This window comes from Chryseobacterium sp. RR2-3-20 (assembly GCF_017808115.1).
Classification (GTDB): Bacteria; Bacteroidota; Bacteroidia; order Flavobacteriales; family Weeksellaceae; genus Chryseobacterium; species Chryseobacterium oryzae.
Genome location: NZ_JADQBD010000007.1, coordinates 12,792 through 37,757 on the forward strand (window position 1 = coordinate 12,792; position 24,966 = coordinate 37,757).

A 24,966-nucleotide genomic window follows, 5' to 3' on the forward strand; every position below is an offset into this window, starting at 1 on the left:
ATAAAATTTTTGTAGAAATCATCTCTCTGAACATAATTCACGTTAGCTAAGAAAATTTTCTTGAATTTTGTACAAATAACAAAGAAGCCAAATTGTAATTCCGGTTTTAATTTTTAAACTTCTTACCTGACTTTCATTTATACCAATATTTGGCTGATGAACATTACATAATATTGAATAACAATCACAAATATATTGAATGTCTTTTTGTGTAAATTCTTCTAAGAATCCATACTCGAATTTACGTGTGAAATATTTGATTTTTTTACTTCGCGAAACCTTAACGAAATGAATATCTTGCTTTCCATTGTGATATTTTTTAAATTCAGATTTGAACATCTCATCATTTTTAATCTTTTCAAAAGGTGCAAGTTTATCATCTATAAGGTATTCAAGTATTGTCCTTAATGAAATTAAACAGTGTCTTAATTTATCAGGGTTCTCTGAAGATTCTATAGCATAATTAGCACCAAGCCATAAGTTATCTAATTGAAGTTCTTCTAAAAGTGGAATTAAGTTTTTGTTAAGTAAATCTTCCTTCTCAGTTAGTTTTTCATCAGCAAGACTTTCAATCAAAGATTCTTTTAATTCTTCCGTTGATTTAAGATTTAGAATTTCTAAATCTGTTATAAATGAGAATTGAACTTCTGGATTATTTGATATTTTCTCACCAATTTGAGAAATGCTTTTTAGAGATTCAAATACATTTGAACTGTAATAAATATTTTTTGAAAAATCTGGGATTATTTTTTTATAATCAGGAAATTCAAAATTTGGAATTATAGTTTCAGAAACGAAAGTCTTTGGTAAGATTACACTGATTCTATATTGGGTATCAATCATATTTTGAACACCTGGTGGCAATGAAAATATGTTCATTTGTTTGGTAAGTTTCCATAATTTAGAATCTATTCCGGAAAGCTCTTTAATTTTGTCGAAATTATTTGTCATGAAAGTTTCTTTAATTGATTAAAATAAGACTGTTTTAACCATATATCTCCGTCTCCAATTGCAATGAATCTATATTTAGCTCTGGTAACTGCAACATTCAATAAATTTGGTTTTTGTGAAGCCCAGTTTGCGGCACCTTTTGATTTTTCATCTAATCCCAAACATAAGATGACTCCTTCCGCTTGTTTTCCCTGAAAAGTATGTACTGTTCCTATATGAGTTTTTAACCACTCTGTCATTTCATTATTGCTTACCTCTTTATGCTTTTTTATTTCATTTATTAAATATTTAAAAAGAAAGCGGTTAAGATTAGACGCGATTTCACTAAATGGTGTTATTACAAAAACATCAGGTAGATTTTTAGTGAAATTTATTTCTTCTTTTAAAAGGTCTTTAATAATATCGGCTTGCTCTTGTACAAAATGTCTTCCAATGACATTTCCTTTACAATGAATAAATGAAGTTTGAAATTTTACACTAACATTATCTTTGTTAGCCGTGCAATTATACATGGTATTGTCATACGCAATACTGTTTGAAATTTCAAACATAGGACTGATGCAACGTCTATGCACTCTCAATGGCATTCCTATCCATTCTTTTTTACTATTGATTGTCAGATATGAACCAAAAGGATTTATCCTATCAGCCATTGATTGCACCGAGAGTTCAGAACTTATTTGATTTCTGTCCAAATCAAAATATTTACTAATATTATCCGTAATTGTGTTTGGAATAGTTACGACTGGCTCAATTTGAAAAGGATCACCGACAACACTAACTCTTTTTGAACGCCAAATAGAACCAGCAGCGGCTTGTGGCACTGCCTGACCTGCTTCATCAATGAAGAGCCAAGGAATATCTTCTCTGTCTAAATCCTTGAACATCGTTTGAATGGAGGCAAATGTTGAAGAAATCACAGGAATTACCAAGAAAAAAGTGTCCCACATTGCTTTTATTTCTTGTTTGGTAGCTTGCGTATCGCCTTTTAAATATTCAAAAAAGCCAGCTAAAGTGGTAGAAATTCTGCTTGAAGTTGAATTGGCTGTCAGAATAAAAATTTCATTAAGATTTAAGGAAATTATAAATAATTCAGATTGTAATTTTTTTAATTTTTCAGAATACCACGGACAAGATTCCTGTGAGTTTTTTGATTCTATATTTTCCCAAAAATCAGAATCAGCATAATTATTTTTTAGTTCTAGCCTTGCTTTGTTAGCCAAGGTTTTTAATTCGTTAAGCCGTTTGTTCAAAACAGATTTCTCATCAGTTTGTTTTGTTTTTAGTAGTTTTAAAGTATCTAGCTCTGACTCCGTTTTTGATAAAATAGAGCTTTCAGTATTTAAATTCTCGGAAATTTTATTATAATTATTTAATGCCATTTCCAAAGCATTTTTATATGTATTTCGTCTGTTTTTATTGAACCAATATGAAAAAAAGCTTGGCTTACTAGTTTTAATTATTGAAAGCTCGTTTAATGTCGTTTTTTTATTTTTTTCTAATGCTGAGACTTTAGTTTCTTGGTTTTTAAAGCTATTTTTTAATTTTTCAAAATCAATTGTCGTAGTATCTAATTCTTTTGTTACTTTAAATAGCGATTCTTCGGTACTAATTAATTCTTTATATTCTTTTTCAAATAACGTTAGTCTTTTCTTTTCCGAAGATATTTCATCAAGCTTATTTTTAAATTTAGTTTTTATCGCACTCCATTCCGAATTATCAAAAATCTTATCTTCTTTAAGAGTGTTTTGTAAATCTTTAAATTCAGCATTAAACCACAAACTACTTACTAATTCATTTCTGTTTTCTTTGTTGCCTAAAACGGCTGAAATTAGTCCCCAATTGCCTTCATCAATACATTGTTCAGCAACTGTTTTAAAGTATGATATATTGGAACTATAATGCGTTGAGATTTCTTTTTTTAAAGGTAATTCTTTTGAGATATTTTCTACTGCACCGTTATTTGAAGAAGCTATTAGGATTCCTCCGTTTGTCAATTCTTTGATTGGTTCATAAATATAGGGTGAGTACTCTTCATTGATTTTTACAGAACCCACTTTTTTAAAAGCTTGGGAAGGATTTTCAATTTTACATAATTGTTTTGCACGTTTTACGATGATGGGTGCAATAATATCTCTTAGTAAAGTTGTTTTTCCTGTTCCTGGAGGACCATTTACAGAGAACATACCTTCCTGATTGTTTTCAGATAAATTATTAAAAATGGTATTTATAGCAAACTGCTGCATTAAGCTTGAAGTATAGTCAGAGGGCCAGCACCCATCTGGATAATTATCTGGGGTTAAAACACTTTTAAATTTTTTTATATCTTTTACAATATCAATTCTTTCAGATTGCATACCCAAATTCCCATTTAAATACTCTTTAAAAGCTTTTGGTATTGGTTTTTCGATATAATTCGAAATAATTTTTTCTAGGTCTTTAGCATAAAAACTATTAAGTATCTCCGCATTAGATGTGACTTCTTTATCATTCTTTGTTTTAAATCTCTCAACTCTTTTAATATAAATATCTTTCAAAGGTTTGATACTCCATTTGCTTAATGAATCTATTTTATCTTGAAGCTTTAGTAGTTGAATGTTGTTTACAACTTTTGAAATTTTTACTATTTCATTGTTTGCATTGGTTATTGTCTCTTTAAAGTTTATGTAAATATATTCTGCTAAATTTTCTTTGATAGTCTCAAAAGTGGTTTCCCAATCATCATTATTTATTTTGCCATTCTCAAGTTGGCTAAGTGCCCATGGCAAAGTGGATAGTCCTAACGACTCGTTTATATATTTACCATTTTCATCCAATTTTAAGGAAGCATAGCATATTTTTGAATTTCTGAAATTCTCATCTTTTTCTGTGTTTTTGAAATAGGTTGTAACAAAATCATTTACTATTGATGAATCAAAAACACCTATGTAAATTGTGTACTCAAGAACTTTGTTTTGTTCTGCAGATTTTAACGGAATTTTCCAAGGTTCCTTTTTTTCGTTAAGTACATCTACATTTATGTCTGATACTTTTGGTACAGAAGCAGGGCTGAAATGCTCAAGTTTATGCCAGCAAGATAGTAATTTTTTATGTTCGTTCATTGATGATTATTTCGATTATTTAATTACATAAAAATAAAGAATATTTTCAATCTATTATCTTCTCCTCTGAAAAGAAGTCATCTGTTCCGGTATTATCGGTATCTTGTTATTCAGAGGAGTAGAATTGCTGTTTTTTATCTCATAATTAAAATCAGTCTTTTTAAAGAGAAAATTGTTTTCCGTTTCCCTTTCTTTCACATAATCCTTATTGGCACTAGCTTTAAGTTGCTCCTGTTTTTCCAAAGTATATCGTGAAATTAATTCAATTTTTCTTTCGGGAAGTTCTTCCAATTTTTTGTCAAGTTCAGCAATTTTATCTTCGGTCATTTTAGTTTGGAGTTCGATCTCGGTCACATTTACTCCTTTTTGAGATAAATTTTCAATGGCTTCAGAAACCAAAATTTTCGCAGAATCAATTGACTTTTGATAAAAGGGGAGTTGGTTTTTCCAATATTCTCCATTTTCACTTTCCTCTTTAGAGTAGCCTAAAATCCTGTTGTAATTGTGCTGAGCTTTGGTTACATCTTCCTGAACTTTGATAAAATCCTCATACTTTCTCAATACAAAAGCATTGTCGGCAAAGAATTTATTTTTCTCGTTTTCCATCTTTTTTTTCATCAGTTCAATTTCAATATTGGCTCTGGTTTCCGGATTGGTGATAATGGCAGTTTTCAGTTCCTGCGTGCTGATATCGGAAATATCCAAAACGTCAGCACCTTTTTTCATGGCTTCCAAATATCTAGCTTGTTTGGATTGCAGTTTTTGAAGCATAAAAACATCAATACTGTCATTGGTCAGCATAAAATTGATCCGCACATTTTCATTTTTGTTTCCTTGCCTCCAAGCGCGTCCTTCCACTTGTCGAAGTGATGTGAAATTATAGGGCAACGAAAGAAGATATACATCCGTTGTATTCTCCTGAAGATTCATTCCTTCCTGAATCGCTTCGCTGCCAATAACCACTTTTATTTTCCCAGAATTGAATTCATCCTGAATTTTCAATCTGTTAAGTTTGCTTGTCGCTCCAGTAATCACTCCAATTTCTGTAGGTTTGTAGCCGATTTCCTGTACGAGATATTCTTTTAGTTTTGGAAATTCAGAAACGGCTAATTCAGAATAAATAATTTGCCCTGAATCTGGAATGTCTTTTTTGTTCTGCTGGATCAAATCCATGGTCTGCTTTAACTTCGGAGAATTTTCAATAAATTCATTCAAGGTAGGTTTTTCTCCTTCATAATACGGAGACAAATAAGGAGAGATAGCAATCAAACGTGCATTAAGAATGTGCGTTAGAATCGCTCCTTTTTCACTTTCTGCAAAGTTTTCATTCAATAAATCGTATTGCTCATTTGTCAAATCATTTTGCTCAATTTTATATTCTTTATTTATTTTCGTAGGACGAATAAGTTCGGGATTGTCCTCTTCACCTTTAATATCAATAAACTCCGAGAGCAGTTGCTGAAAAAGAGAATTATTCTTGAATCTTCGGACATTCGCTTTAAACTTTACATCACCTTTAGCATCAATCTCCATATCATTATCCGCCTCCATAAAGGTTTCAAAGAAAGTATTGACATTAAAATATCCCGATTCTTCCAAGCGTTTGTTGGCAATAAGCGATAGGATGGAATAATACTCCAAAGGTTTGTTGGTAAAAGGCGTTGCGGAAAGTAGCGTAACATTTCTGCCGTCGTATTGATCCTGAATGTATTGTGCCGCCATCCACGTATTGATTCCGAGTTTTGAAGTTTGTTGGTTTTGACTTCTAAAATCCGAAGCAAACCTGCGGTCTTCAATTCTCACTTTTCCTACAATATGATTGGCGTTGTGAACTTCATCAAATGTCAGATGGTCAAATCCAAAATCTTCCCAATCGTAGATTTTCCCTCGCTTCATTTTTCCTTGGATTTCTTTTTCTTTTTCCAATTCTTTCTGGAAATCTCTTTCGCTGATGGAATTGACACTTTTTAATTCATTCTCTGAGATGTATGAAAATTTGGAAGCCAGATTTTCAGTGACATTTTCGGAAAAGCCAATGTTATTAAAACCTTCGTAGGTAACGATGGTAATTTCACTGTCTTTATTATCGAATCTAGACAAATCATAATCTTTTCCTAGATTTCCTAAAACATTGACTTTGGCATTAGGAATCGTCTCAAAAATCGTTTCTACCCATTGTTTTAAAATACTATCGTTCGGAACTATGATAATCGGTTTTTTGGCATTTCCACGCTCCATTGCTTCATGCATGGAAAGAATTCCCGATAAAGTTTTCCCGAATCCCACTTCATGGGCCAAAAGTCCAACACCTTTGGTAGTTTGTCTACCAATTCCTGCTTTCTGAACTTCTGTTAACCGCAATTCTCGACCTTTAAAATTCAAATGAATTTTTGAAAACAAAGGAAATTTCGAATAGTCCGGAACGTGAATATTGTTGTAATTTCGGTTGAAATCCTTAACAAAACGTTCTCTCAAATCATCGGATAATTCTTCCCGAATAAACTTGTAAAACAAATCGTTGGCTGCTGCTTTTCGTCTTTCCCGGATTAAAGCATTCCGTTCTTTGTCGCTTCCCGTAACGGTTTCATTATCAACAAAACCTTTAACTTCCCAAGATGATGATCCAGCAAAAGCATCACTAGATAAAGTACCTACAAAGTCTTTAAATTTTTCGGCAAGATTGTAATCTACAACTGCTGTTTCAGAACGTCTTGTAGTATAATTATAGTATTCCTTTTCTATTTGTCCTAACCCGAACTGATGTATAAATTCGTGATTCGGGCTGATGAAAATTTCATCTAAAGTTTTTGGTTTTGGAAGAACACTAAGAAGCAATTTCTTTTGTTTTTCATATTGGTTTTCTGTTCCGCCAACGGAATATTTATCAGAAAAATCTTTTTCAAGCTGTTCTAATTTTGCATAAATATTTCCTTCGGCATAATAAAAATCGTGTACCCATTTTCCATCCATATAATTGGCAAATTGGTAGTGTTTTCCATGATTATTCAGTGTTCCGTCATATTCAGTATCTCTGAAGGCTTGAATCTGTTCTTTGGTAATGTCGGAGCTGTTTTGTAGCGAAGTATTGACCATTTCATCTGCTTTCGAAAATTGATATTTTAGAATTCCTTTTTTAATTTCAGGTTTCGTCTGGATTTTATATTCCGCATTTCTTTCATTTTGGGATTGAATGATTTTATCTGCTTTTTGCTGGATTTCATCAATTTGGCTTTGGTCAAACTTCTTGGGTTCGCTAGTAATTTGAGATTGTAGTTTAGAGTATTTTTCAATTTCCTTTAAAACTGCCGGAGATTTGAATTTTACAGCATTGAGTGTTGAAATTACCTGTTCAATTTTTTCCAAAGTTTCGGATGTCTCTGGAATGTTCTTTTGACTCGAAGCCTTCGTCGAACTTTTGGTTTCTGAAACTTTATTCTCAGTTTTAGGTTCTTCAATTTCTAAAAACAAATCTTCAAAAAGATTTCCGATTCTTTCAGTTTGTTGTTTGTTTTTAAGTTGCTCTATTCTCGATAAAGCATCATCTAGATTCCCGTGAACATAGTTTTCCAAACGCCCGAAACGATTGGTTTTTTCACGCGTTTCGCCAAGAATTTTTTCAGGATTTTGCTCAAAATAGTCTGAAATATTCTGAGATTGTAAGAGAGTATTTTTCTTTAAAATGATAATGTCTGTACCGATTTGCGTTCCGGCAAAAGCTCCGACCGGCAAACGGAATCCTTCTATAATTTCTGCCTTTTTCAAATTGTTTTGTCGGTTTAGCCAACCTGAAGGAAGCACCATTGCCAATGTTCCACCATCTTTCAGAACGTCCAAACTTCGTTTTACGAAATAATCTTCGTATTTGGATATTTTAGCTTCTTCGCCTAAACCTTTGTAATAGCCCCGATGTTCGCCGTAAGGTGGATTTCCGATGACCAAATCGTATTTTTCCGAAACCTCTTTTTTACTGCCTTTTTCATCAATAAATTCAGTTTCAAAAGAACGAAGGTTGATAGAGGCTTCAGGATAAAGGATTTTAGCAATTTTTGCAGTCGTTTCGTTGATTTCAAAAGCGGTAATGTTTGCTTTTAATCCCAAATCTTTCGCAGCATAAAGAAAATTTCCGGTTCCGACACTCGGTTCTAAAACTGAAACTTCCTGTCCATTTTTAAATTGGTCTTTGATTAAATTACGAACGGTATCTACAATTTTGGAATCGGTATAGTATTCATCTAAGATTCCTCTGCCTTCTTTTGCAGTTCCACCGGATTCGTATTGATTGCAGATGTCTTTTAAATCATCGGTGATGATGAGATTTTCTTTGAGAACAATTTTGTTGTCGGCAGAAATGAAACAAGTTGCGGAAACGACTTCTGCAACTTGCTCGTTGGTCAGTTTTTGACCTTTGTATTTTGAAATAAGAGCTTCTAAATCCTCATTATTTTGAGCAGATAAATCTAATTTTCGTTCTGTACTATTGGATATAGCTCTTCTGGATACGATTCCGCCCAAGGAATGTTCTTTTCCTTCATTTTCTTCAGCATTTTGCGGTTGTGCTCCGTCATTGGATCTTCCATTTCTGTCTCCGACCAAATGCTTCCAGATTGTGTCTTTAAGTCCATTTCCAGCATTGTTGCTGTCCACATTTTGTCCGCTTGTGTTATTTCTGTTTTGCTCGGATTGGCTGTTTTGGAAAGGTTTTCCAGAATTTCGTTCAGAAAATTCGGATCCCAAGTGCTGAGTGTCGGAAATTCGGTTGGATTGAGTTCTATCATTTGCATGTTTTGAAATTTTTGGTTCAACTAAAGTAGTATTTTTCTTTTGAAGTTGGAGTTTGTTTTGTAAATATTCGCTAAGGTTTTGATGGCCGTTTTCAGAAATTCCGTACAACAAACGGATGTCTTTACTATTTTTGTTTTGAAGTTCACCAAGAATTTTTCTGGTTGCTGTATCTCCTGTTTTGTTTCCGCTTAGGCATAGGAATATTTTACCATCAAAATTCTGATACCTGTTAAGAAATTTCTTTGTGTTGATGGTAGAATTCAAGGTTATAAGAGTTCTGTTATTTTCCTGGCTATTTAATTTCAAAAGTTGTAGAAATGAAAGGGTATCCAATTCATTTTCAAATACAATTAGTTCATTTTTGCTTCCTTTAAGTACGGAAATATCATCATTAACGTTCATAAAATCTGTTGTTTTATTTACTTTTTCTGTTCTTTATAAAATGGTTGAATTCAAATAGTTCTTTCGCTGAATCATCCCAATTTTTTCTAGGCAGTAATTGAAGGCTTACAAAAACATCACTTTTTTTGTTGTAGGAATCAATACGCTCCAATCTTCCGTTGTAATCATGTTCTGCATGTTTGTAAATTGAGTAGGGTAGAATGGTATCTGTTGGATAGATATAAAACCGAGTGTAAGTCCAAGGAGAATTGATTTCAAAACGTTTGTATTTTTTATTGAATAGGAGTGTATCCGATAAATTTCTTCTGTTTTTATAATTCGGAATTTCTTCTTTTGAAAAAATAGCTCCTTCTTTTTTGTTCCATACCAATGAAGCTTTTTGCTTGTCAGAAACATCTGAAAGTATGATATTACCGCTTTCCGTACCCAAGGAATAACACAATGAATCTTTGATGTAATACATCTCTTTATTGATTTCGGGGAACGTAAGATCGGGAACCAATTCTATAAGCGTATCTCCCGAATAATTCATTTTTGACAAATGGAAATTCTGCATTCTGTCCAAACCTTTGGAAGCATCGAAATACACATTGGAAATCATGTCGATTCCACCTTTTTCGGATTTGATTTCTTTGTGACAGGATAGGAGAGCTAACCCCAAAATGGAGCATGAAAATATTGGTTTTCGTTTCATTTTAATTCGATTTAAAAAAAGCGGCAAATCATCAGACGTACCGCTTTCGGAAAATGGTCAGGTATTATTTATCGTTTAATGCTTTGCTCTCGTACGTTGTTTTTTTCGTGCTTATTGTCTTGTTCCAGACCTTCCAAAGGTTTATTGGTGTTGAGTCTGTTCATGTCGTTGTCGTAGAGTTTGAGATTCCTGTTTTCAGGATTCAGAATTGCTTTTCCTTCCACAATTTGATCATTTTCCTGAAATTTCACTTTGACTATATTTCCTTTTTCAAGGGATTTTATGGTATTTTCCTTGTACTCCGGTTTATCGAAAATAAGATTGGATTTTTCAACAATTTTGTCAGTATCCACGCCATATTTTTGATAGAAATTCTGAAACAGATAGTTTCCTTTTTCTGTTTTGGGTTCTTCGAAGTTGAATTGGATAAAAGCAGTTTCCTGCTGATCGCTTTTCGGGTTGTGAAATTCAATCTTTACGCTACGTCCTTCCATAAGATTCACGGCTTCTTTTGCGGTGAATGAGTTTTCTCTATTGACCGGAAAATTGTGAGAAATTTCTTCGTTCTTTTCGTTGGTTAGCTTTGCATGATACGAATTGATAAAAATGCCACCACTTTCCGTTTTGTTGAATTTTAAGGTAAAATCAGCCTTGTTTCCAGGAAGTGTTTTGTCGGAAGTGGTTTTAATTTCAAACTGCTGTTCTTTAGAATTTATACCTTTTTCTAAATCTTTGTGAAGTTGTTCGCCTTCTCCGAAACCTAGGTATTTCAATTGGTCTTTTAAAAATTTTACTTTGTCGAATTCTTTTTGTGTTTCCATACTATTTGGATTTTGATTGTTACTATTTATTGATCGTTGTCTGTTGTCAAATTATCTTCTGAAACCTCGTGATTTCTGTATTTCTTCAGTTTCTTTTTGTTCTTCTCTCATTCTGTTGGCATCTTCAAATAGATCTCTATCGTTCACAATCAGTTGAATGTCGGAATTACCTCCTTTAGAAATTTGTTTCTCATCGGGTGAAATACTGTTTACGTTGTTTAATTCTTTAGAAACAATATTCAGGTTCTCGGTAATTTCTTTGGCGATTTCAGGATATTGGTCTATTTTGTCCTGAAGAAAAGATTGAAGTTTTTTCAGTTCGATTTTGTACCGATTCACTTCTTCAGGTTTTTCTCTTTCTGTAATCAATTGGGTAATGATTGGAGCATCTTTAATCATATCATATTCGATTATTTTTTGTTTTTTTTCATCGAATATAAAGGCAGATTTCGTCCAGTTGAGCCGTGCAGCATTCTTTTCATCATTAATACCATACTTTGAAAAAGTAGTAGAGTATTGAATTTCGTTTTTGCTGTTGCTCAGTATTTCGGAAAGATTCTTATCTCTTTCCAAAAAGATGACTTTCAACTTGGTATTGTTTTCCGTGAGCTGAAAAGTTGCTCTGTTTTTGTCGTTATCTGCAACAATGGTATATCCTTGCAGAAATTTCTGGATGTCATCTGCATTCAGTTTTTTGGAGAATGATAAATCTTCGTTGATGATTCCGAATTTTTTCAAATCTTCGGTGGGTAAATTGTTATTGTTCATAGTATGTTGCAATTAGATTATTCACTTTTATAAGGTCATTTAGAAAATGAGCAGGATTGATTAGTTTTCCATATTCTTTTACCATAAAATGTAAATGTGGTCCTGTAGAATTTCCGGAGTTTCCAGATTTTCCAATTATAAATCCGGCTTTTACATGTTCACCAACCTGGTAATATATTTCTGAAAGATGTAGATAGGCGGTTTCAAACCTGTTGAAATGTTTCACTTTAATATAATTTCCTCCGCCTTTAGAATCCCAACCTGCTTCAATAACAGTTCCGTCTAAAACAGCATATACATTTTCATAATTGGCCTTAAAATCGATTCCATTATGCAATTTTCTTGTCCCAAAAATGGGATGAATGCGGTTTCCAAATGGTGATGTAACGGTCATCCTGCTTTTCAGAGGCATATTGATTTTGGAAACAAAATCATTTTCACTGTTTTGGTCTTCCAAAAATTCAGATTGTCGTATGAACTTTCCGGGATTACCCAGATTTCTAGTATTTTCTTTTAGCATTTTGATTAGAGAATCTTCTACTTTTCTGAAATCGAAATTCTTTTTTTCGTTTTTTATTACACTTAATTTGAGCATCTGGTTTTTCAGAGAATCTATTTGACTCGTTAACCACTTCGTGGAACTTTCAGTTTCATTATTTAAATTGGATTTTGTAGTTAAATTCAATATTTGCTTCCACGATTTTTTATCCTTTTTTTGCTTTGGATTGTTCTCTTCAACCGCTTTAGTGTTCTCCAATATTTTTTGGTTTTCCATTTTCTTTGGCAGCATTGGTGTTAAAGTGTTGAACTGTGAAAATCCTGATGAATAAAAGAGAAAGGCTATTAAAGCGTAGTAATATTTCATTTTACTTGTATTCATTTGATTATGCTTTATTGTTTTCATTGACAATGAGTTCCACTTCCATATTTATTTTCCTGAAATTGGTCATGAGTACTTCGTCTTTTCGGTTATTCCCTTTTTTATCCACGAATGAATAGTAGATTGGCATCGGAACGTAGTTCTGTTCTTCATTTTTAATGGCTTTCATATCGAGATTAATTTTGCCGTTGATTGCGGAAGTTTTGTATTCTTCAGTATCGTTTTCTTCACCTTGAGCAATCATTCCCACCATTTCTCCGGTTCTTAAAGCGGCAATTTTTCCTGCAGGAATCATAAAATCCATTTTTTCATTGATACTGGTGGTTGTTCCTTGCTGAGAAATGGATTGGGAATATGACTTTTGTTTGATTTTTCCGAACAGTTTTTCAAGCCAGTCCAGTGTATTTTTATCTCTTGCTGAACCTGAAATAATGTTTCCTACAATAGCAGAAATCGTATCTGCTACTTCCTTTTTATAAAATTGTCGAAGCTGTGGAATTTCTTGTAATCCTAATAATACTGCCACTTTGTTACTTCTTGCGGTCGCCACTACATTGTCAATTTTATGGATGTAAATGGTTGGAAATTCATCTGCGATAATTCCGCCCGGAAGATTGTGTTTGGAATTGATTAATCGTAAAGTCCGGTTTAAAACCGACGAATACAAAGCAGAATTAATGTCCTGTGTTCCCGGATCGGAAGCCAATATCAAAATAGACGGATTTTCTCTGTCCGTAATTTTCAATTCCACTTCATCTCCTGAAAACACCCAAAAACTCTCTTTTGTTGCCAATCGGGAAAGGAATATTTTGAGTGTTCCGATTTGTCCTTCCAACTGGTCAAACGCTTTATTGTCATACGCTGTTTTGAAGGGCGAAAGCAGGGAAAGAATTTCTTCATTGGTAAAAAGCGTGTCGAAAATTTCTTTATAACTCCGGTTCATGAAAGAAAGAATATGGGGCAGATCCGAATATTTTCCGTTTTCGAGGGTAGCAAAAAAATAAATACAGGAAGACAGAAAGTTAATGGCAGATTGCGTAAAAAATGCTTCAGAACCACCTCCGGAACTTGCTCCACCTTTCTGCAACGAAGACACCATAGATTCAGCCATTTCTTGTGCTTCTGCTAAAGTTTGAATGTATTTTTTATGAAATGGGTTTACTCTTTTTGATTTTTCGACTTCATTCAGATTAATCACGTGGAAGCTGTAATTATATTCTGACTCTTTGCTCTTTTTCAATAAATAATGATAGTATGCGATTTGTGCTAAATCGGGAAATTTAAAATCATAAATGCAAAGACAAAAACCTTTTGCAATCATTTGTCTTATAGCCGGATTTATAATTCCAAAAGACTTTCCGGAACCTGGTGTTCCGATTACCATTGTTCCCCGAAAAGGATTGAGATTAATCCAGCCGTTATTCGTTTTTTTGTTAAATCTGAACAGATACGGAATATTAATGGACGTATCGGTTTGTACCAATTCCTGATTTTGGGCAAAACTTTCTTCTTCTATATTCCATCGGTCTTTTCCCATTTTCTGTTGCATCAGCTTTGAAATAGAATCTGCACCCATCTGAAGAATGACAGCTCCTAAAAAAGAAAGAACAGCGTATAGAATCTGATAAGTGCTAAGCATCGGAATAACTTTCGGGAAATAGGGATTACTCGCCAAAATGGCGAAATAAAGAGAACCGAATATCATGGTCAATCCAACGATAATGGGAAGTATAATTGCTTTTACAATGTTTAAATCCTGCTTCTTTTTGGCTCTTGTTCCCATTGCAACCAAGGCAATAAGAATTAATGTGGAGATTTTGGCATTGACCGGAGGATAGAAAATCTGCATTTTCGCAAACCCTTCTAATAATTTGGACACCACAGAAACTTTAGCATGCAGAAAAAACAAGGTGATACAATCCAATGCAACCACTGCATACACTGCTTTTTGCAGGAATCCGTAAATTTTAATCTGATGTTGTTGTTCTTGCATTTTATGAGAATTAAAAAATTCTAGTATTAGGAAATTAGAATGTGTCTGCTTTAAGGATGTCGGAATAATTCACTTTTATTTCTATGGCTCTTCCTGAGAGCTGTTCTTCGATTAATCGTATCATCATGACTTTAGAATTCGGAAAAGTGAATTTTTTGAATATATAGATATTCCTAAAGTTTTTCCTGAAATGTTTTTGAGGATTCAGCTGAAAAAGAGGAGTAAGCTCAATACTTTGGTTGTTCATTGCTTTATGGATTTTTTTATCTTCTATGGAAAATTTCAAATCCTCAATATCATAGCTCAGATTCGAGTTGTTTTTAAAGGTCATATCTAAAAAGATGTAATCACTGATGACATAGACGTTATTGATTTGGACATTGAGTTTTAGATTTTTCTCTTCCCGGATTGGATTTTTCACGGACTTATTCTGAATGATGTCCATTGCGAATTTCCTTAGCTCAAGACTTGAAAATCTCATTTTATCAAATTCAATAGGCTGCATTTCTTCAGGTTGGATGTGAATGTTCGTCACGATATTGAGGCTTTCAGAATTTCTGTAAACGGCTTTATATTGTGCAATAAACGATTGCCCAACAACGGTAATAATTCCGATGTTTTCTCCAATTGAAAAAGATGGGACAACATTTTTAGTGGCTTTTTCATTGTTTTCTACAGAATCAGACGAAGAATCATTGATTTTAATTCTGGCAATATTGGTGCTTGGTAAATCTCCGGTGAGTTTCTGGGTTGATAGATCCACATACTGAATCGGTTCCGGTGAAATAATATGCAGGTTGATTCCTTCGGTAATTTCCAATTCCGGTAAATCGGAAATGATTTGTTCTTTGGTAGCGGTTTGTGCGGTTAAAAATTGAGCTGTAAATAATAGCAGGGTATATAAGATTGCTTTCATTTTTATTTTTTTTGTTGGTTTTGTGAATTTTTAAGCTGGCTTTCATCAATAAGAAAGACATAGGAGTTGTATTTCAGTTTGGCTTTATTGGTTTTGATTAGGTTGGCGATAGATTTTGATGTGGAAGAAAATAGTTTGGAACCGATGCTGGTAAAAAATCCTTCTCCGCCCATATCCATTTGAGTTCCCTGAACGGAATTGCTTCCCATTTCGCGAACCATTTCTCTGAAAATACTTTGAGGAACATATAATCCTTTCATTCCGTCCACGTCATAAATGGTGAGATTGACAGGAAGGATTTCTCCTTTCGTAAATATGGATACAATGGTAAGATCAACTCTTTGCATTGAGAATCCTGAGATTTGACCGTAAAGAATGGAACCTTTACCAAGCTTTTTGTTTCCAACAAAAATGTCTTCCAGTAATCGAAATCGGATTCTGCTTCCCAGGAAACCTTTGTTGTTTTCGTCAATCACGGCTTTGATAAAGCTGTTTTCTTTTTCCTTGTAAAAAGCGTTGAACTCGCTATTAATTCCCGATTTACTTACGTTAAAGGTTGAATTGAGAAATGCGTCCATTTTTTCTTTATTGGCTTTGAGTTTCTGCTCGGCTGCCAATTTGTTTTGATATTCTGGATCTTTCGCTTTTTCCAAAGAATCCATGACCAGCATTTGCTGTTTCAGAATTTTTACAGGGTCTTGCTGGACACTTTGTGTCTTTTCTTTTGATGTATCAGTGTAATTATTTTCCGGTTTTCCGTAGGATTTATCATTCAGCATTCTGATAATTTCTGAAGATCTCTTGTAATCTTTATCATCATTTTGCTGATTCGGATTATAGTACGATGACGGATTTTCTTTCCTTTGATATTTTCTTGAAGAAACAGCTTTCAAAGAATCAATTTTTCTTTTTTGGTCTAATGATAACTGGTCACCATAGCTTAACAAGCTGTCATTTTCTTTGTCCAATCCATCAAGCATTGTTCTGTTATCCTCTTTTTTAAAAAGTGCATCATAGGCATCATTTTTTGTCATGATGGAATCCTGAGTTTCTCCTAAAGAAAGGGAAAGCTCTTTGGGTTTCTCATTTTGTGATGCATCTTCTTTGGTAAACTGAGCACCTACATATACAAAGAGCAATAGAAACGGCAATGCTAAAAGAGGCAGAATATATTTCTTCTGTTTGAAATCAATTTTTTTAATGTCCATGTTGCAATTGTTGATATTGGTTATACAGATATTCAATTCTGAGACTGTCTTTTTTTTGTAAAGCGTTTTGGTCTCTTTTTACTTTTAAAGTCTTGAGCTCAGTCACTATTTTTTCCATTTCTTTTTCGTTGTTTAGAGTTGTATTTTGGGCGGTATTACTTTTAGAATAAAGAATAGGAGGCTTTATTTTAAATGCGGTTTCAGAGGGAAAGAAAATTCCCTGTATCATTGATATTGCGAAAGAAACCGATAAAAAAAGCATCGAATACACAAAAAACTTTTTTGGATTCTTAACAACCCAATTCAGCCACTTTTGTCCGGATTGTTTAAAAAAAGTGCTCATTTTAATAGGAATTTTTAGTTTGGTTAGATAGTTCTTCGTTGCTAATGATCCGCCAGTTTTTTAGGAGGACACCGTGTGGATTGTTGGGACTTCGGATGATGTCTTCAAAGAAGCCTTCCGTAATAAGCCTTCTTGTAATGACGGATGATTTTCGGGTAATCATCTGTTTACCGAAAAAAGCGAATTTTTTATGCTCCATATCCAATGCGATAGAATCTGTATGGATGCTGACCATTGAACTGGAAGCAACGATTTGATTATAAAATCCTTTTTCTTTTAGGTTCGTATATTCTTTTTTTCCACTGTCGTCAATCAGATACAGCGATTTTTGGATATTATCCTTAATATAAGCATCATCAGGAGCGAGCGTGAAAAATAGCCTATGGAATAATTCGATTTGGGCTTTGTACTCGACAGGTCTGTTCAATAAGACATCGGTTTGTTTTGCAAGAACTGGAACGCCATTATCCAGAATGTAAATGGATTTGCGGGAATCCTGAATCATTTTGTACGCAAAGAAAAAGCCACTGATAAGAATAAATACTGCAAAAGCAATGGTTGATATTGAAACAATCTTATTGATTTTAATTCTTTGTTCTATGTTTTTAATAAGCATTTTTTTAGTTGTTGGGTTTTGGTTGGTTGTCGGTTGATGGTAATTGATGATTAACATTTATTTTCCGTTTTTCATCGCATCCTGCACTCTTCTTGATGCAGAACCTGCTGCTGCGGATTTTACAGCAGAAGCTCCACCTGTTTTAACTGCTAATACGGCTGCTTTTGCACTACCAGCCATTTTTCCTACGGCACTTTTCATTTTGGTCATCGCTCCGGCTCCTCCAGCAGTAACAATCGTATCGGCAATGGTCGGTGTCATGAGAACTCCGATTCCTGTCACGATATAGGCTACGCAGGTAAAGAGTTGATTGTAGATCATTCCGGAATTACTGACATAAACCATTAGGGCATCCAAATTGGTAATGGTACCGTTGGTTAAAAGGGTATCATATCTTTCGATTTCCATTTCATATCCGGAAGCGATGAGTTGCTGACCGATATTGATGATGGTGTACGCAACAAAAGTGTACAGATTGATATTGATGAATTTGGAAACCCAGCTGTACAATGAGTTTTCAAATCCGGGGATAAGTGCCATTCCAACAGCAATCGGACCTAAAATGATAAGAATGTACGCCCAGATTTTCTGGATAAAGAAAATAAGATAGACGCACACCCGAAGAATGGAAAGGCAGACAAATTCTATGAGTTCAGCGACTAATTTTTGCATCTGGAACTCCATTCTGATTTGCCATTCTTTGATGGGTTGAATGAGCTTGTCCAATCCTTCGCTGATGTCAAACCAGGAATCATCTGCATCCTCTGTCGTATTATTGATGACATCTTGTTTGGCATCTTCTTCGGCTTTCAGTTTAATGACGGCATCGAGTAATTGCTGTTGCTTTTTGAACCTTTGTATTCTTAAATCGTTGACTTCGGACTCTATATCACTGAAAATGGCAATTCCGGGCTCCGCAATGGCTTCAAAAGGAGCTTGTATCATATTGACAAATCCTGTCCAATACACGAGCGTAAAACCTATGAGAATAGGTTTCAACATAGGAGTGATTTCCCATTCACGATCACCAGCTGCCATTTGCCATCCCATATAGCCGAGGTACATCAATGCTCCCAAACCGCCGATAGCTCTCCCGACCAATGCAGATCCGGCTGCACTGTCCTGTACGCTGTTATCCAGCTTCGTAAAGACCTCCATAAACCATTTTTCAAAAGCACCGTCACCTTTTAAAAATTGGAGCAGGTTACTGTAATCACTATCTGTCTGGGCAAAGCCAATAATTGGTAATAAAAGTGCCAGAAAACAAAAAATGAATGTTATTTTTTTATTCATATCTAATATCTGTGTTTGTATTGTTGCATCACATTTTGAACAATGTCTTTATCCGAAGCAGGAGTCCATTGTGCAGGCAAAGCGGTTGATAAATGGTTATTCAAAATGTTTTTATAGTCAAGGAGCAATGTTGTTTTGTTATTGTATTTTCTTAATTCCTGAACAAATCTTCGCCATCTGATGAGTGTTTCGTGATACATGATGAATCGTTTTCCTCGGGGCATATCCATGGATCGGGACATGGTATATTTTTCTTTAATCATATCCAGCTCTTCTTGAAGTCGTTTTAATGTTCCTGTAGTATTGAGCGTTTCATACGTCTGCTGGTCTCTCAATCTCCAATCAATGAAATTTTGTGGTGTATCGGGAAATTCGGTGATGGGTTTCAGCATTCTTTTATAATACAGTAGCCAAAGGGGATCGGCATCAACCGTTGTGGACGTCCAATGGGCAAAATCCTGTACGCTTCGTTTATAAATAGTGTCGGAGGCGGCTTTTATCTTTTTGGCTTCTTCTTCCTGTAATTTTAGTTGTGCAAATCTTTGGTTTTGTATCCCTGTTGGTTTTAATGGCCGAATGTCCTCTCCATTTTTGTAATCTCTATTTCGGGATGGAGCCCAGTTTCCCCAAACCGTAGCATAAGCAAAATTGGTTTGAATGCCCAGAAGATATTTGGGATAAGGTCGCCAATCGCCCCAGCTTTCAAAGGTCATTCTTTTATGCTGGGCAACAATAGAAGGATCGTTCAGTCTCTTTACACTTTGTCCAAAAGCATTTGTGACCAAAAATAGAAAGAGGGAAAAAATTCCTTTTATGAATGGGTTTTTCATCATTTTAATTGAATATGTATTTGTATTTAATGATGATTTCTCCGACAATGGCTTTGTCTATATTGATGTAATTCCTTAGTACAGGAACCTGATACAGGTAGGGAATTTTCTTAGCATTTTGCAATCGTAAAATGATGTAGAGAATATTCCCATTGATATTTCTTACCCGTGTAAATATGTTTTCAATGAGCATCTCCCTGTCCATTGCATCCATCAGAAAGTCTTTGTTTTCATTCAATATATCCTGCGATACTTCCTGCTGAAGCTTTAAGACTTGTTTACCGATTTCAACGTAATATTTTGAAACCAAAACAGAATATTCAGGGTGCTGTGCTGATAAATCCAGCATGGTGTTTGAATTGGTCACAATCTTCCCTAAATACTGGTAGAGATAAACCAGCTTTTTACTTTGTGTCAATGCGGAATTGACATTTTTCAACTGCTGATAGATGTATTCTTGAATGGCGATGACCTGTGCCGTTTTGTTTTTAATCTCGTTATACAGTTCATTCTGTTTTTCATAAGAATCCAAAAACGTCTGTTCACTTGCCAATCGTACTGTATGATCTTTTGTAAGTTGAGTTAATAACTTGTCGTTGATAACAATTTGCTGACTATTTACAGAACCCCAAAAGAGGAATAAAGTTGATATGATTACGATTTTTCTCATTTTAAAAGTTTTTGATATTATTCATAATATTCTCCACAACCTGCTTATCCCGATTGACGTAATATTGAAATGCTCTTTTGTTCCGTAAAACTTTGGCTTTGATATCTCTAATTTTTAAGAGCATATGGGTGGAATTTCTGCTGAGTGTTTTGACTTCTGCCAAAGCATAGTCCAGTAAAATTTTACGTTCCGATTTCTCCATCTGGTTGATGGCTCCGTAAGAAAGAATGATTCCAGTTATTAACCGTGTTACCATTTGCAAGTCATCTACAAACTGAACTTGGGAAGGTAAAACTGCAATAATAGAGTAGGGAGCTGTATTGATTTCACCAATGATAGCCGTCTGATTTTGGGTGATTTTTGTAATTTCTCTGCTCATTGCGATTCCAGTAGGGATAGACTGAATGGCAAATGATACAATACGTAATCTGTCTTGAATCTTGGTAACTTTATCTTTGAAGTCATTCCACTGCGTTCTGTTTATGGCTTCTGTACTGGCATTGAGAGTTTGTTTCTGTCTCATTTCTTTTTGGCGGTCGTGTTCTTTCATTGTAGCATTGATCTCCAAATTCATCATCGGGAAAGAAACATTTTCTTTTTCCCATGCAGGAGTGGAACCACCGCTTGAAGATGTGATAACGACATACACTGTGGGAATCAATAGGATTTGAAAAACCTTCTTCATTTTAATGAGTTTTAGAAATTTCGTTTATATCGATTCATAATATTTTCCACAATTCCTTTATCGGTATTGATATATCCTGCAAAAGGATTGATGGAATTCCAGAATCCCAATCGATTGGCTTTTTCCAGTCTTAGCTTTATCGCCAAGAGCCATAGCTTTAGGTTTTTTACATTTTCGGAAATGTTATGCAGGATTTTGTAACGATCACCAGCAGTCGCAAGGTTTAATTCTCCGGAAGCAAGAATATCTGAAACGTCAGTAACGATCTTCAGACTTTGCTCATAGGTTTTTTGTGAAGCTTTCGTTCCAAAAATGGCATACTGAGGATGTTGTGATGCTAATTGAACTACATCTGAAGAATAGGTGTAGCATTTATTCAACTCACTGTAAATCTGCTGCACCTGAATTCCGTTTTGTAATGTTCCGGAAACTTCTTTCAAGCCTTTCAGTATTTTATTCTGAATATCGTTGGCTACGACCATCTGGGTTCCTACCCAAGCCTGAGCATCTTTTAACTTGGAAGTTTGTTCGATGACATCATTCTGTTTTGCTTTTAGGTTTTCTGAATACAGGATCATTGCTGCAGTTACGGTAGGGTCGATGTAGGTATTTTGAGCATACAGAAAGCTGCCAAATCCTAGAAATAATAGGCTAAACGGTTTCATATTGTTGCTTATTGATTAATTCCGAGAAACTGATATTTTGATTCTCTAATTCCTGTGAGATAATTTTAAAGACATTTTTCCCTTTGTGCGTTTTTTTCATCCTATTGTAATAGGAAACAATTTTTCCATCCAAAGGATTTTGATACAGATTGACCAGTGACACTAAGTTTTCAAGGCTGTCTCCAAAGTTTTTTAAATCCGATACAATTTGTAAAAGGGCTTCATCATAGCTTCCACATTTTTGCACATAATATTCAACAGCGGATTTTTCAGGTTTTTCTGTCGTATAGGTGAGATACTGCTCAAGGGAAACTTCATTTCCATAGATTTCACCTTTGGAACCACGTTTCAGATAAAATTCTTTGAAACGGCTACGTCCAAATTTGTTGTTGAGATTATTGATGGTGAAAATCTTATTTTGTTCTACTTTATTTAAAGAAAGTAAAGCCGCAATACGATCAAAATTGTCTTTGAATTTGGTTTGGTCAAGCAAAATGAAGGTATCGGAATTGTTGATGATGGAATCTTTTACGACAGCATTTCCGATAATGTCGTCCAGTTCCTGAGTTACGACAACAGCTTCACCCCAAAATTTCCGTACAGTTTTATAGAGATAAAGGATATATCCTCCCATCAGCTTACTTGCTATCGCTTTCCATGCTTCTTCGATAATGAGGGCTTTTCTGCGGTCTTTTCTAAGGCGCATTTTCTGAATGAACGTATCCATAATAATCAGCGTAACAATTGGAAACAGCTTTGGATTATCCTTTACATTATCAATTTCAAAAACAATGAAAGATTCGTCAAAGAGTGTATTATCAGCAGATTCGTTTAACGTGGTTCCATATCTTCCTCCTTTGTAAAAGTCTTTCAGAACAAATAGAAAAGTTCGAAGATTGAATTCATTCTCATTGATTTTATGCTTTTTGTTATTGAGATAAATCGGAAGAAATTTGTCACAATAGTCATAAAAACCATTAAATGACAATTCCTGAACGGCTAATTTTTTTTCTAATTCCTTGATTTTTTTGATGATGGAATATCTCATTGATTTGTTCCAGTCTTCAGCATTTTCAGGACGCTTTATAATTTCATCGTACTTAATGAGAATCAGTTGGGATTCATTATATACTTTTCTTTTTTCTTCATTTGAAAGCGTTTCATAAGCTTCATAAATTTTATAGAATTCTTCACCGTCATAATCGGGATTATTTCTGTTTTTATCGGGATGATGAAGCATTAATAATTTTCTTCCTTTTTCTTTGACTTCTTCCGTTGTGGCATCGAATGGAATTCCGATAATGTCGTAATAGGTTTTTACGGTGTATTCATTTTCTAATGCAGCTTCAATTTCGTCTTCATAGATATTATATTTTTGAAGATGTAAAAGCAATTCTTCGGAATCTTTGGATTCATACCAATTGGTTCCGGCATTGAAATATTGATGATAATACGACATCAGTACATTGTCCAGAATGGATTTCTGTTCAGAAGACAAAACAGCATCTGGACCTTTCCAAATCAGGAAGATCAGATTGACCAAAAATTCGATTTTCTCAATATTGAATTCTTTTTTATCCATCAGAAAAGGATTCATGGTAATCGGTTTCTCTTCGGTGTACTGAATGTATCTTCCGCCTTTGTATTTACACGTTCCGGAATAAGAATCTCCTGTGTCTACAATCACAACATCATAATTGTAGGTCAAGTACTGTTCAATGATATTGTTCATCAGAAAAGATTTTCCTGAACCTGAAGGACCTAACACGAATTTATTCCGGTTGTTGATTCTTCCTGTTTTCATGGGTAAATCTGAAGGATCTACTTTTAAAGGAACCCCTTGTCGGTCTGTAAATCTTAGGTAGAAATTAGATTCTTCGTTCACGGGGTAACTTTCTTTAAAAAAAAAACACAAGGCCGCTTCGCTTGTCGTCATAAATAAATCATACTCTCTAAGTTCCGTGGCATTGCCTGGAATGGCTGCCCGAAAGAGTTCCAATTGGTTATACGCATTCTTGGAAACAATGATTCCTTTTGTGAAGAGCTTGTTTTCGACCATCGATTGGATGTTTTCCATTTTTTCCAGAGTGTTTGTTGAAAATAGTAGCGAAAAATGAGCATTAACCACCAACTGCCCGTCAACAGCTATATTATGAAGCAGGGTTTCAATTTCTTCTGCTATAATCGCATTGGACGGAGAATTGTTGGCTGCGCCTTCGTGCTTTTTCTTCTTTTTGTCGAGTTCCCTTTGCTGTTGTGCTTGTAGTGGAATGGTTATGACCTGATTATAGATGATGGTTTCGTAATCTTCCAGCTCATTGATAAAACTAAAATTATCCACTGCTGTTTCGGCCGCCGCACCATTTCCTCCCAATAGGGAATAGGGTTCAATTTCAGAAGGCAGATCAATATTTTCTACATCAACATATGAAATGTTTTTAACGAATCGATTTCCGATTTGGAGATATTCATTCGTCGATTTTATATTATCAAATGATGGTATATCTGAAAACTTCATGGACAAAACTCCAGAAATATAATATTCAAAATCTTTCTCGAATATAAATTCAGGTTCGCAATTTTCCTGTTTTAAAAGCATCCATACTTTTTGACATTTGTCCCGAAGTTCTTTGTAGCTTTTTTCTGTTATATTGCCACCGGTCGCTGACCGGCCATTTTTCTTTATTTTATCATTTATAGTATCCGTGAACAATAGTACCGTTTCTATCGTTTTAAAAAGCCTTCCGTCAAAATGTTCTGAATACTTTTGTTGTAGAAATTGATTGGATGATTCAGCTGTATATTTTTTCTTGCTGAAAATATCGAGTTTTTGTACAATTCTTCCTTCTCCAATAATAGATACTACCTGATTGAGAACCGTATGGAAATTTAGATAATTGTCGGGATCCGCTGAATATTGCTCTACAATATTTTTTATTCTGATTCCTATAATGGGATTTCCATATTGCCCAAATAATACGTCAAAATCCCAAGCGTAATCTTTTCCATAATCGTAGCCGATAAAGGGAATATCAAATGTCTGTTTTTTTTGTAGTGCCATTTTTTGAAAGTTTTTTGTTGTTTACTCTTTTTGGAAAGATTAAAACCTGGTCAAAATTTTTGGTTTTGTTGTACAAACCGTTTTTGTCTTGTTTTTTGAAGATGTAATAAACACCACATCCGGTTACGGCAAGTCCTAATAAAGAACCTAATAGACCGAATTTGGATAATACAAGTGCCGCAATAACACCGCTTCCGATGACTCCTACAGCATAAAAAATGTATTTTCCTTTGAGTCCGAAGAATACAAGGGGTTTTTTAAGCCCCTTGTAGAGATAGAATCCCATA

General features: G+C 34.5%; 19 protein-coding genes. All 19 read right to left on the reverse strand.

Features of this window, described 5'->3' with window-relative positions:
• Window positions 1-42: 42 nt before the first annotated feature.
• Complete coding sequence (locus IV513_RS02950) at window positions 43-951, reverse strand: hypothetical protein (RefSeq protein ID WP_245168839.1); 909 nt, start codon at window positions 949-951, stop codon at window positions 43-45.
• On the reverse strand, window positions 948-4,052 hold the full coding sequence (locus tag IV513_RS02955; protein ID WP_209389026.1) for an AAA domain-containing protein: 3,105 nt from the start codon (window positions 4,050-4,052) through the stop codon (window positions 948-950). Before IV513_RS02955 ends, IV513_RS02950 begins: the two co-directional genes overlap by 4 nt.
• 54 nt (window positions 4,053-4,106) lie before the next feature.
• Entirely contained in the window at window positions 4,107-9,236 is a 5,130-nt protein-coding gene (locus IV513_RS02960) for an SNF2-related protein (RefSeq protein WP_209389027.1), read from the reverse strand.
• 13 nt (window positions 9,237-9,249) lie between these two features.
• Window positions 9,250-9,930: a hypothetical protein gene (locus tag IV513_RS02965; RefSeq protein WP_209389028.1), complete on the reverse strand. Its 681-nt coding sequence runs from the start codon at window positions 9,928-9,930 to the stop codon at window positions 9,250-9,252.
• Window positions 9,931-9,998: 68 nt separating this feature from the next.
• Window positions 9,999-10,751 carry a DUF6449 domain-containing protein gene (locus IV513_RS02970; RefSeq protein WP_209389029.1) on the reverse strand — a complete coding sequence of 251 codons (753 nt, stop codon included), beginning with the start codon at window positions 10,749-10,751 and terminating at the stop codon, window positions 9,999-10,001.
• Window positions 10,752-10,802: 51 nt separating this feature from the next.
• The gene (locus tag IV513_RS02975) at window positions 10,803-11,519 is read right to left on the reverse strand and encodes a hypothetical protein (RefSeq protein ID WP_209389030.1); all 717 of its coding nucleotides are present in this window, start codon (window positions 11,517-11,519) and stop codon (window positions 10,803-10,805) included.
• Window positions 11,509-12,399, reverse strand: a complete 891-nt coding sequence (locus IV513_RS02980) for a M23 family metallopeptidase (protein ID WP_245168840.1) — start codon at window positions 12,397-12,399, stop codon at window positions 11,509-11,511. The genes IV513_RS02975 and IV513_RS02980 overlap by 11 nt, the downstream gene beginning before the upstream one ends.
• A gap of 4 nt (window positions 12,400-12,403) precedes the next feature.
• Entirely contained in the window at window positions 12,404-14,392 is a 1,989-nt protein-coding gene (locus tag IV513_RS02985) for a type IV secretion system DNA-binding domain-containing protein (protein ID WP_209389031.1), read from the reverse strand.
• 34 nt (window positions 14,393-14,426) lie between these two features.
• Complete coding sequence (locus IV513_RS02990; protein ID WP_209389032.1) at window positions 14,427-15,308, reverse strand: DUF4138 domain-containing protein; 882 nt, start codon at window positions 15,306-15,308, stop codon at window positions 14,427-14,429.
• A gap of 2 nt (window positions 15,309-15,310) precedes the next feature.
• Window positions 15,311-16,510 carry a conjugative transposon protein TraM gene (gene traM / locus IV513_RS02995; RefSeq protein WP_209389093.1) on the reverse strand — a complete coding sequence of 400 codons (1,200 nt, stop codon included), beginning with the start codon at window positions 16,508-16,510 and terminating at the stop codon, window positions 15,311-15,313.
• The gene (locus IV513_RS03000; RefSeq protein WP_209389033.1) at window positions 16,506-16,859 is read right to left on the reverse strand and encodes a hypothetical protein; all 354 of its coding nucleotides are present in this window, start codon (window positions 16,857-16,859) and stop codon (window positions 16,506-16,508) included. Before IV513_RS03000 ends, traM begins: the two co-directional genes overlap by 5 nt.
• A 1-nt stretch (window position 16,860) precedes the next feature.
• Window positions 16,861-17,475 (reverse strand): conjugative transposon protein TraK, encoded by a 615-nt coding sequence (gene traK, locus IV513_RS03005; protein ID WP_209389094.1) that lies wholly within the window; start codon window positions 17,473-17,475, stop codon window positions 16,861-16,863.
• A gap of 57 nt (window positions 17,476-17,532) precedes the next feature.
• The gene (locus IV513_RS03010) at window positions 17,533-18,768 is read right to left on the reverse strand and encodes a hypothetical protein (RefSeq protein ID WP_209389034.1); all 1,236 of its coding nucleotides are present in this window, start codon (window positions 18,766-18,768) and stop codon (window positions 17,533-17,535) included.
• 2 nt (window positions 18,769-18,770) lie between these two features.
• Window positions 18,771-19,601, reverse strand: a complete 831-nt coding sequence (locus IV513_RS03015; RefSeq protein WP_245168842.1) for a hypothetical protein — start codon at window positions 19,599-19,601, stop codon at window positions 18,771-18,773.
• Window position 19,602: 1 nt separating this feature from the next.
• Window positions 19,603-20,268 (reverse strand): hypothetical protein, encoded by a 666-nt coding sequence (locus IV513_RS03020; protein WP_209389035.1) that lies wholly within the window; start codon window positions 20,266-20,268, stop codon window positions 19,603-19,605.
• 1 nt (window position 20,269) lies between these two features.
• Window positions 20,270-20,953 carry a hypothetical protein gene (locus tag IV513_RS03025; RefSeq protein WP_209389036.1) on the reverse strand — a complete coding sequence of 228 codons (684 nt, stop codon included), beginning with the start codon at window positions 20,951-20,953 and terminating at the stop codon, window positions 20,270-20,272.
• Window positions 20,954-20,964: 11 nt separating this feature from the next.
• Window positions 20,965-21,618, reverse strand: coding sequence for a hypothetical protein (locus IV513_RS03030; protein WP_209389037.1), 654 nt, complete (start codon window positions 21,616-21,618; stop codon window positions 20,965-20,967).
• The gene (locus IV513_RS03035; RefSeq protein WP_209389038.1) at window positions 21,605-24,679 is read right to left on the reverse strand and encodes a TraG family conjugative transposon ATPase; all 3,075 of its coding nucleotides are present in this window, start codon (window positions 24,677-24,679) and stop codon (window positions 21,605-21,607) included. Before IV513_RS03035 ends, IV513_RS03030 begins: the two co-directional genes overlap by 14 nt.
• Window positions 24,651-24,965 (reverse strand): DUF4133 domain-containing protein, encoded by a 315-nt coding sequence (locus IV513_RS03040; RefSeq protein ID WP_209389039.1) that lies wholly within the window; start codon window positions 24,963-24,965, stop codon window positions 24,651-24,653. Before IV513_RS03040 ends, IV513_RS03035 begins: the two co-directional genes overlap by 29 nt.
• Between the last annotated feature and the right edge of the window lies 1 nt (window position 24,966).